Genomic DNA, 10,975 nt, shown 5'->3' with positions numbered 1-10,975 from the left:
TGCTGGGACTATTTATAAATACTATCCCATTAAGAGTTAAATTAGAAGATAGTATGAGCTTTAAAGATTTATTAATAAGTATAAATAAATCCTTCCTAGAAAGTAATGAATATGATTTTTATCCTTTAGCAAAAATACAATCTTTCAGTGAAGTTAAAGAAAAACTAATAAATAATATAATGGTATTTGAAAATTATCCAGTTGATGATAAAGGCTTAAATACTGAATTATTAGTAAAAAATGATTTAGAAATAGTGGGGTCCAGCGGTTCTGAACAGACTAATTATAATTTTAATATAATGGTTGTTTATCAAGATAAGATTTTAGTAAAATTTTTATTTAATGAATCATTATATTCAAAAAATAATGTAGAAAGAATTAAAGAGCATTTTATTAATTTAACAGATGAGATTATAAAAAATGAAAATATATTAGTTAAAGATATAGAAATTCTAGGAGAAGATGAAAAAAATACTGTATTAGTAGAATTTAATAACACTAAGGTAGATTACCAAAAAAATAAAACTATACAAGAATTATTTGAAAATCAAGTAAAAAAGACACCTGATAAAGTAGCAATAGTTTTTGACAATAAAAAACTAACTTATAAGGAATTAAATGAAAAGGTAAATATTTTAGGGTTAAAGCTACGTGAAATTGGAGTAAAACCAAATGATTTTGTTGCAATTATGGCAGATAGAAGTTTAGAAATGGTAATTGGAATTCTAGCAATTATAAAGTCTGGTGGAGCATACGTTCCAATAGATCCAAAATACCCAGAAGATAGGGTTAACTATATTCTTTCTGATTGTAATCCAAAGGCTTTACTAACATATAAAGCTAGCACAAATATCATAGGAATTCCAATAATTAATCTTAGCGATAAAAAAGCTTTTACAGGAGATTTCAAAGATATTAAAAATGTAAATAAAGCTGATGATTTATTATACCTAATATATACTTCTGGAACTACTGGAAAACCAAAAGGAGTAATGATTAAACATAGTAATATGGTTAATTATTGTTCAAATAATGAAAAAAGTATAGCAACTAGTATATTTAATAGTAAGTTAAATAATATGGGATCAGTTACTAATATGACTTTTGATATTTTTGCTACAGAAATAATATTAGTTTTTGTAAATGGAATGACTACATTTATAGCAAAAAGTGATGAACAGGAAGATGCTTTTTACCTAAGTGCTTTTGTTGAAAGAAACAATATTGAAATATTACAAACTACCCCAAGTAGAATAAAAATATTGTTATCACATCCAGAAAAACTTAAAACTTTAAAATCACTTAAATACATTATGATAGGTGGAGAAAAAGTAGAGCGTGATATAGTAGCTAAATTACATGAATATACAAATGCAATAATACAAAATGTATATGGACCGTCTGAAACTACTGTATGGTCGACAGCTAATGAATTATCAAAAAATATGGACAAAGATAATATTTCTATTGGTAGACCTATTGCAAATACTCAAATTTATATACTTCAAAAAGTATCTCTTTGTGGTATTGGAATTCCTGGAGAATTATGTATTGCAGGGGATGGGGTAACAAAAGGATATCTTAATAAACCTGAACTTACAGAAGAAAAATTTATTAATAACCCTTATGGTGAAGGAAAATTATATAGAACAGGTGATTTAGCAAGATGGCTTCCTGATGGAAATATAGAATTCTTAGGACGTATAGATGAACAAGTTAAGGTTAGAGGATTCAGAATTGAACTTGAAGAAATTGCAAATGTATTACGTAAAATCAACTATATAAAAGATGTAGCTGTTATAACAAGAGAAAACTCAAATGGTGAAAAATCAATTTATAGTTATGTGATCTCTGATATAAATGTAGACTTCAAGCAAATAAAAAAAGAATTACGTAAAGAATTGCCAGAGTATATGATACCAACATATATGATGCAAATAAAAGAAATACCAGTAAATAGAAATGGTAAACTAGATAAAAAAGCATTACCAGATATAAATTTAGAAAGTACAGAAGAATATATTGCTCCAAGAAATAAAAAAGAAGAAACTATTTGTAAAATAATAGCTGAAATTTTAGAAATTAATAGAGTTGGTTTACAAGATAATTTCTTTGAACTTGGCGGAGATTCAATGAAACTATTAAGACTAATTTCTGCATTAAGAAAAGAAGGATTTGATGTAGGTTTTGACATTATAAAACGAAGTAATAATATTAAAACATTAGTGGAGATTTTGTGTACAATAAATGATAAATGCTTTAATAAAAAATTAAAAGACGAAAATCAGATAGCAATAAATATTACTAGTGTTCCTATGGAAATAGAAGGAGATTTCATTAATTCTACCCTATATAAAGAATTGAATAAATATAATACAAATATATATAATGCTACAAAATGTAAGCAGTATGTTCCATTAAAAGTTCAAGAAGACTTTTTAATAAAAGAATCTCCATTTATATCAGCACTGGGTATAGAAATACTAGGAAAAGTATCAAAAACTCAGATATTGAAGTCCATAAATAACATTATGAACTCACAAGCAGTATTAAGGACTGTATATGATAGTAAGAATAATATTTTGATAGAATTACAGAAAAAAGATTGGTACATCCCTTGTTTTAGTAAAGATGAATATAATGAAGTTTATAATAATTTAGGAGGAGTTTCAAAATGCGAAAAATTATTCAAAACAAGTGATTTACTATCTAAAATAATTATCATAGAAAAAGATACTGATAATTATTTAGTATATTTCTATATGAATCATGCTATTTGGGACTTCTTTACAGCTCAAATACTTTTAGATATGTTTAAGAATACGCTTTTAAATCATGATAAAGCTTGTATCCCTGAAGAAACATACTATGAGTATGTAAATAGAAAAAGACATCACTCCAAAATAGTAAAAATGTATAATTCTATAGAGAATATTGAAAATAATGTTGAGACTTACATTAAGAGTATTAAAGATAATTATAATTATCTTTATAAAATTATAGTAACAAAGCAAATAAACCAAATTGAGAAAAAAGAAATAATTGAAAAGCCGGTAGAGTGGATATTAGATAAATATTGTAAAATTATAAACATTAACGATATTATGCAGATACCATTTACAATGATTTATCATTCGCGTGAAGCAAAAACATTAAATACACTAGGCTTATACGCAGATACTATTCCATGCTTATATAATATAAATAAAAAAGAAGTAATTGGATGGAATAAGGAAGAAAAAATAAGCAATAATTCAAATGAAAGTTATGAACTATATAAAGAAAAAGTACCAACAAAATCAAATATATTTAATGAATTGAGTGTAAATGTGCTTATTTCAGATTCTAACAAATATAATAATAATTTAAAAAATAATGACATTATGATTACCGGTAAATATGCAGTAGGTGATGTACCAGAAGAAATTCATATGAATATAAACAAAAATACATTAACAATTTTTTGCCCAATATATTCAGAGAAATCTATGACAGAAGAAACTATTGAGAATATGGTGAAAAAAATTTTTAATATTATATAAAAAGTGAGGGTGCTATGAAGATTATTATATATGGATTAGGAAATAAGAGTAAACTAGTTTCAAGTAAGTTGAAAAGTATTCATACTATAGTAGGATATACTGATAATAATGCAAATATTCAAAGTTTTAATAATGCTAAAGTTTATAGATTAGAAGAATTAAATGATATTAACTATGACTATATAATACTAGCAATTGATAATACAAAAGCTTGTAAAATTATAACAAAATATTTAGTTAAAAAATTTAAAATTGACCCCTCAAAAATAGTAGATTTCTATTATTTATATAATAATGGAGTATCAACTCAAAAAGTAGATAGAGTTATGCAAAATCCTAACAATAAGGATGGATACAATGGAATTATTTTGGGGGTATCACATTCAGCTTTAGGAATTAATCCTAAACTGTTGGAAGGTAACTTTTGTAACTTAGCTGTATCTAGTCAAGATATATACTATAATTTAAGGACTTTAGAATATTGCATAGAAAATTATCCAGATAAAATTAAAAATTTAAAATATGCTATTTTAGATGTATTTGATTATAATTATTTTAATTATGATGTTTCTCTAACATCTGATATAATTAATTATTTATCATGGGGAGGTTACAATCTAGACTATCATAATTATGATAACAATAGAAATTTTACTTTGTCTGTCGAAGAAGAGCTTGCTAAAGCAAATTGTAAAATTATTAAACCTTTAAGTATTGAAGAAAGAAGTTTAAGAGACAAGCTTTTTGAAAATATTTATGGAAATTCACAAGCTAAAATGTTTAAAGATTTTGCAACTCCAGAACAAAGAAACAGCTCAGTAAAAAAAGGTGCTAATGACTATTGTATGCCAGATAATATGCCTAAGTATGGTAGTAATCGCTATGAGAAAACAATTGAAGAAAATAAAATTCATTTTGAAAAAACACTAAAACTTTTATATCAAATAAATCCTAATATAAAGGTTTATGCTGTGATTATTCCAAGATATGAGACAGTAGAAGAAGCTCATAAAACAAAATATGCTCATTGGAAAGTAGAATTTGAAGAATTTATTTATTACCTAAAAGATAAGTATAATTTTAAATACTTAAACTTCAAAGACTGTAAAGAAATAAGTTCTAATAATGAATATTATCAGGATGTAGCTCATCTAAACTATAGTGGGGCAACAGCATTTACTACTATTTTAAATAAGTATATTGATTATGTAGTATAATTAAAATTTGAGCTCTGTGAACCATAATGGTTCGCAGAGCTTTTTTTATAATAAATATAATTTCTTAAAGCCCTATAAAATAAAAAAACTTATTAAAAATTACAATTACTTCAAAACATTTCAAAGAAAACTTTTCTTTTATATAGAATTAGTGTTATAATTTAACATATGTAAATGATATAATGAAAGGCACAAAAAGTTATGGATGTTATTATAATTAAAACTTTAAATATACAAGATGAAAATTTACAGAAATTATGTACTTATATTAGTTGTGAGCGAAGAACTAAAATTAATAAATTTATAAATAAAAATGATAAAATTCAAACTTTAATTGCTGAAATTCTAATACGAACTAAAGTTATCAAAGATTTTAATGTCAAAAATGAAAGCATTTCTTTTAATAAAAATATTTATGGAAAACCTTATTTAGAAAAATTCAAGAATTTTTATTTTAATATATCACATTCAGGAAATTATGTTGCTATTGCAATTAATAATCAAGAAGTAGGTATTGATATTGAAGAAATTAAAGATATAGAGTATTTCGATATAGCTAAAAACTTTTTTACTAATGAAGAATTTAATTATATTTCTATACCTAATAAGAAAAAAAGTTTAGAGAGATTTTATGAAATATGGACACTAAAAGAATCTTATATAAAGTTTAAAGGACAAGGATTATCTATACCTTTAGATTCTTTTCGTATTATTGATAATGATACGAATTTAAAGCTCATTTCTAATAATGATTGTGCTAATTACACATTTAATAATTTGAACATTTTATCAGATTATAAATTATCAATATGTAGATTAGATAATGAATCTTTTAATATTAAAACATTAAATCAGGATGAATTAATAAGTTATTTCTTAGAATTAGTTGAAAAGGAGAATGCATAATTATGTTATTATTTTGTTTACCATATGCAGGTGGTTCCGAAAGTATATATTTCAAATGGTCAGATTATTTAGATCCTTCAATAAAATTATATCCAATATCTTTAAAAGGACGAGGTAAAAGATTTTATGAAGACTTTTATAGAAATATAAATGAAGCTATTGATGATATTTTTAATAATATTAAAAATACTTTAGATAAAGATGATTATGCAATATATGGACATAGTATGGGAAGTATTTTAGCTTATGAGTTATATTATAAAATTAAAGAAGCTGGCTTAAGGGAACCTACCCATATATTTTTTTCAGGTCATGCAGCTCCTAATATAATATCAAAAAAAGAGAATATTCATCTATTACCAGATAAAGAATTCATTGCAGAAGTTTTAGAGTTAGGAGGTACACCAGAAGAAGTAGCTGAAAATAGCGAATTATTAGAGATATTTATTCCAATCCTACGTAGTGATTTCAAATTACTAAATGATTATATTTATAATGATAGAAATGATAAAATTAAATGTAATATTTCTGTATTAAATGGCAAGGAAGATGATATAAATATGAATGAATTATTAGGATGGAAAACTCTTACTAGTGGACATTTTAATATTTATAATCTTGATGGAGACCATTTCTTCATAAATGATAATATTGAAAATATAATTAAGATTATAAATAATACACTAGTTTAAAAAATCATATGGATTAATTATGTATATCTTTGTAAGTTAACATATTTTAATATAAATATAAGAATATATTCACTATTATATATTAATATGATATAAAATAAACGGATTGTATGTTATAATGCAGTCCGTTTATTTTAGTATGTAAAAACAAGTAATTTTACCTCTAAAAAAAGCATAAATTTATAAAGTGATAGCTTTTGCAGGGGGAAAAAATGAAAGTTAAAAAATCATTATTAAATATAGGAAAAGAAGAATTTATGGTTATAGAGTTCAATTATCCAAGAGGTAATTTAGAGCCTATATCTATTTATGCTAAAGACAAGATTATAATTTATTTAGACAGAATAAGTTATAGTGTAACTACCGGTAGCCTGAATATTATTCCATCTAATAAAGTTTATAATAAACTTTATATTATAAGTACAGATAAATTGGATTTTAATTTTAATATAAATGAAGATACTTTTTCATCTATAAATATTAAAGCTAATTTAAATGATTTTGATATAAATAATTTATTATACCTTTTAACTTATGATGAATATGTTAAAGGTAATCAAAAAAGGGCTTTAGATATATTAAGTTATAATTTAAAGGATAAATATTTAACTAATTTAGTTAAGGATTCATTTACAGTTAAGGAAAGGAAACGCGCTTCAGAGCATTTGCTTAGTGCTTGTCATAATAGAAAGATTAAATTGAGTGATAAATGGAGTAAAGCTAGAATGTTAGAAGGTAGATTAGAATCGTCTAAAACTTTAAGCTCCAAGTTTTGTATTATGGAATTGTTAAATGTTTTAAGTGAAGATGATGCTAAATTTGTACCACTTACCCAAAAAGAATATAAACGAATAGGAAAAAAAATAGTAGACAATTATAATGCTTTTAAACCGGATAGAGAAAACAAGATGTTTTCAAACTTTAAAGATTTAGTATTTACTAAAGAAAAACTAAATGTTTCTATTAGATACCCCATCTCAGGCTATGTTACTATTAATCCTAGACTTTGTAAAAAAGTAGGATTAAGTACAAATAAGTTTAAAGCTAAAATTTATAGGGAGCAAACTATAATTAAAGATGCTGAAATAAATAGTAATATTATTAAAGCGTTAGTAACAAATAAAACCTTAAATTATTTAAAATCATTAGACATAAAAGATTTATTTGTAATATATGATAAGAATTATTATTCCTTATTAGGATATACATTAATATACATTAATCTTTATAGATTACCTATAATAAATAGTAACTATATTCTAAAAGGCAATAATTTAGATGAATTATTAGAAATTGTTTATACACAAAGAATAAATGAATGTAAATTAAAAGTAACAAAGTTTTTTATGGATAAATTACCCCTTCCAAGTATAGATACAGGTTACACCATTAATCAAAAAGAATTACTAGAAAGTTATGGATTAGATTATAAAGGTATATATAATGGAATCGATAATAATATAAGTCAGGAAATTAATAGTAGTTATTCTTATAAGATATTTGATTTTTATATAAAAGGTTTTAGTACTTTGCCTAAGGTTGAAAGTGTAATTAATAAAATAAAAATGCTCAAAAAGCTTAATAAAGCAGAAGTAATAATGGCAGATTATATAAATTGGTTAGAAAATAATAACATTATAGCTTCTTATGATGATTTAAAAAAACTTTTCAATGAACAAAAAGATATTATTTTAACAAATATAAGGCTTCTAACAGAGATAAAGCTTATAAAGGTTTTAACTGGAGACTTTTGGAATGGCTTAGAATTAAGTACTAATGGAAATTATATATATAAAAAGAATGAGAAAACATTGGTTATTAAGGTTCTTACTAAAACTATAGAAATATAGAGTCTAATAAAGTGGAAAAGAATTTTATTTAAAAATTCTTTTCTCTTTATATCTTACAAATATGGGGTGTGTTATGATTAATAAATCTACATTATATACTAATGTAAATGAGTTACAGCAGTTTATAATAGAAAATGAAATAAATTTAAAGAAAAATGTTTTTGCTCAAGTATTTTTAGCTTATAATGACGAAGCACAAATTAATGACATTTTAAGTACATTAAAACAAAATATTAAAGATGTTGTTATTATTGGTGGCTCAGTAAATTCAGCTATATATAAAGGTGAATTTTATGAAGCTAACACTGTAATTACATTTACAATTTCAGATAAAATAAAGGCAAGAAGTATTTTATTCAATTGTAATGATTATAAAGAAAACAATACTGTAGATATTTTAATGAAAGATTTTATTACTACAGATACTAAATTACTTTTAATTTATGCAGATAAAAATACTGTAAATAGTGATTTGTTTATTAGAAAGTTTAATGAGCAAAAAGTAGATATTAAAGTTGCGGGGGGTGTTTTTGGAGACTTTCACAAAAAAGGATATCTTTTTAATGAAGAAAATATAATAAAAGGTGGAATAGCCTTTTTAGCTTTAGATAGTAGTTACTTAGAAGTAAATATGATTGTAAACTCAGGTTGGCAAGGAATTGGAAAAGAACATATTATAACAAAAGTAATAGATAATGCCATTTACGAAATAGATGATGAGCCTGCTATGGATTTTTATAAAAATAAGATTGGGGAATTTTGCAAAAATGATTTAGTCATGAGAACTCAGTTTCCAGTATTAGTTTCACATGATAATTATTTCACTCCTAGAGTCATTAATTCTCTTGAAGATGGCGGAGTTTTGAATATAACAGGTATTGTTAATGAGGGTGATAGAATATTATTTGCTTATTGTAATAATGGTTATTTAATAAAAGAGGCTTATAAAAATTATAAATGCTTTGAAGAAATTAATGCAGAAGTAGTATATGTTTTTTATTGTTCAAGTAGAAAATTTTTATTAAATGGAAATCTAAACTGTGAACTATCTCCTATAAAAGAAAGTATATCGCTTTCTGGTTTTTGTGGATTAGGTGAAATGTTTACTTACAATAATTCTTCTTATTTTGCAAACCAAGTAAATATAATCTTAACTTTAAGTGAAAGTCAAAATTCCAAACTATCTATACATACTGAGATTCCAAGCAATATTGAAGATGAAATTTATGAAAGCTTAACATTACATAGTTTAATAAAAAATTGTAATAATGAATTAAATGAACATAATTTTGCTTTAGAAAAATTAATTAAAAATAAAACCGATAAAATTGAGAAATTATTTGCCTATGATAATACAACTTCCTTAAAAAATAGAAATTCGCTAATTTATAAGCTTAAAGAATCTAAATCTAGTGAAAAAAAGTTAGCTATATTAGATGTAATAAATTTTTCTGAAATGAATGATTTTTATGGTCTAGAACAAGGTGATAATATAATAAGAAATATTGGAGATATATTAATTTCTTATGAAAAAAGATACAACTTAATGTGTTATAGATTATATTCTGATAAATTTGCAATTTTAAGTAACTGTAATATAAGTTCTTCAGAGTTTGAAACTTGCATGGAAGAAATATACAATGATTTTAATAATATAGTTTTCAAAATTTGTGACTTAGATACCATTCCTATAAGATTTAGAATGAGTATATGCTGCAATAATCAAGATGCATTAGAAAAAGCAGAATTAGCTTTAAGTTATGCTAAGAATAATGCTCTCTATTTTATTATATATGATGAAAAGTTGGAAATAGAAAAAAAGAGTTTAGATAATATATTGTGGAGTAAAAAACTTAAAAAGGCATTAGAAGAAGATCGAATCATACCATTTTATCAACCTATTATAAATAATACTAGTTGTAAGATTGAAAAATTTGAATGTCTTGCAAGACTAATAGAAGAAGATGGAACTATTGTTGCTCCTTATAAGTTTCTAGGTGTATCTAAAAAAATGGGGCTTTATAATGAAATTACAAAGAGTATAATAAATAAAAGCTTTGAAGAATTTAAGAATAGTGAGTTTAGTTTTTCTATAAATTTATCGATTGATGATATTTTAGATCTTACTACTAGAAATTTTATATTAAATAAACTTAAAAATTATAGTGGAAATTGTAGGGTAATATTTGAGATAGTGGAATCTGAAGAGATATTATTATTTAAAGACATAAAAAACTTTATAAGAGATATAAAATCATATGGTGCTAAAATAGCTATTGATGATTTTGGTAGTGGATATTCTAATTTTATTTGGTTACATGAACTTAATATAGACCAAATAAAAATAGATGGAAGTATAATTAAAGCTTTAAAAATAGAAGATGCTAAAATAAAGAAAGTATTAAAGGCTATTGTGGATTTCTCTTCTAGTCTAGGAATAGAGACGACTGCAGAATTTATAGAAGATAAGGAACTTTATGATATAGTAACTTCTATAGGAGTAAATTATTCTCAAGGCTATTACTTTTCTGCCCCTATAAAGGACCCATTCTCTATATTGAAATAATACATAAATTTTATTATAAAAAAAGATACATAAATATATTAAAATAATAAAGCATTAATGAAGATAATTATTCATTAATGCTTTATTCTGTATGAGCAACATAATAAATTTTAAAATTTATACTCAACTCTTTTTTTATTATTAATATTTTTAAAATTACATAAATATAAATAATATTAGATATAAAAATAGTTTTAATAAT

6 protein-coding genes are annotated in these 10,975 nt (G+C 23.8%); all 6 read left to right on the top strand.

Features of this window, described 5'->3' with window-relative positions:
* Positions 1 to 2 precede the first annotated feature (2 nt).
* The 6 genes from BUB01_RS05840 to BUB01_RS05815 all read left to right on the top strand — a co-directional run bounded on the left by BUB01_RS05840 (position 3) and on the right by BUB01_RS05815 (position 10,773).
* Positions 3 to 3,542 carry a non-ribosomal peptide synthetase gene (locus BUB01_RS05840; RefSeq protein ID WP_278337116.1) on the top strand — a complete coding sequence of 1,180 codons (3,540 nt, stop codon included), beginning with the start codon at positions 3 to 5 and terminating at the stop codon, positions 3,540 to 3,542.
* A 14-nt stretch (positions 3,543 to 3,556) separates the two neighbouring features.
* Positions 3,557 to 4,759: an SGNH/GDSL hydrolase family protein gene (locus BUB01_RS05835; RefSeq protein WP_072985746.1), complete on the top strand. Its 1,203-nt coding sequence runs from the start codon at positions 3,557 to 3,559 to the stop codon at positions 4,757 to 4,759.
* A 201-nt stretch (positions 4,760 to 4,960) separates the two neighbouring features.
* Positions 4,961 to 5,665, top strand: coding sequence for a 4'-phosphopantetheinyl transferase family protein (locus tag BUB01_RS05830; RefSeq protein WP_072985745.1), 705 nt, complete (start codon positions 4,961 to 4,963; stop codon positions 5,663 to 5,665).
* Positions 5,666 to 5,667: 2 nt separating this feature from the next.
* Positions 5,668 to 6,357 carry a thioesterase II family protein gene (locus BUB01_RS05825; protein WP_072985744.1) on the top strand — a complete coding sequence of 230 codons (690 nt, stop codon included), beginning with the start codon at positions 5,668 to 5,670 and terminating at the stop codon, positions 6,355 to 6,357.
* A 212-nt stretch (positions 6,358 to 6,569) separates the two neighbouring features.
* Positions 6,570 to 8,207: a hypothetical protein gene (locus tag BUB01_RS05820; protein WP_072985743.1), complete on the top strand. Its 1,638-nt coding sequence runs from the start codon at positions 6,570 to 6,572 to the stop codon at positions 8,205 to 8,207.
* A gap of 73 nt (positions 8,208 to 8,280) precedes the next feature.
* Positions 8,281 to 10,773 (top strand): bifunctional diguanylate cyclase/phosphodiesterase, encoded by a 2,493-nt coding sequence (locus BUB01_RS05815; protein WP_072985742.1) that lies wholly within the window; start codon positions 8,281 to 8,283, stop codon positions 10,771 to 10,773.
* Positions 10,774 to 10,975 lie beyond the last annotated feature (202 nt).

This window comes from Clostridium cavendishii DSM 21758 (genome assembly GCF_900141845.1).
Lineage (GTDB): Bacteria > Bacillota > Clostridia > Clostridiales > Clostridiaceae > Clostridium_AG > Clostridium_AG cavendishii.
The sequence above is the reverse complement of the archived record's forward strand: the minus strand, read 5'-3'. Positions and strand labels throughout refer to the sequence as shown.

Bases quoted from the DNA above. Each gene is read 5' to 3' on its own strand.
- BUB01_RS05820 (WP_072985743.1), top strand. From the start codon at position 6,570: ATGAAAGTTAAAAAATCATTATTAAATATAGGAAAAGAAGAATTTATG.
- BUB01_RS05835 (WP_072985746.1), top strand. From the start codon at position 3,557: ATGAAGATTATTATATATGGATTAGGAAATAAGAGTAAACTAGTTTCA.
- BUB01_RS05825 (WP_072985744.1), top strand. From the start codon at position 5,668: ATGTTATTATTTTGTTTACCATATGCAGGTGGTTCCGAAAGTATATAT.
- BUB01_RS05830 (WP_072985745.1), top strand. From the start codon at position 4,961: ATGGATGTTATTATAATTAAAACTTTAAATATACAAGATGAAAATTTA.
- BUB01_RS05815 (WP_072985742.1), top strand. From the start codon at position 8,281: ATGATTAATAAATCTACATTATATACTAATGTAAATGAGTTACAGCAG.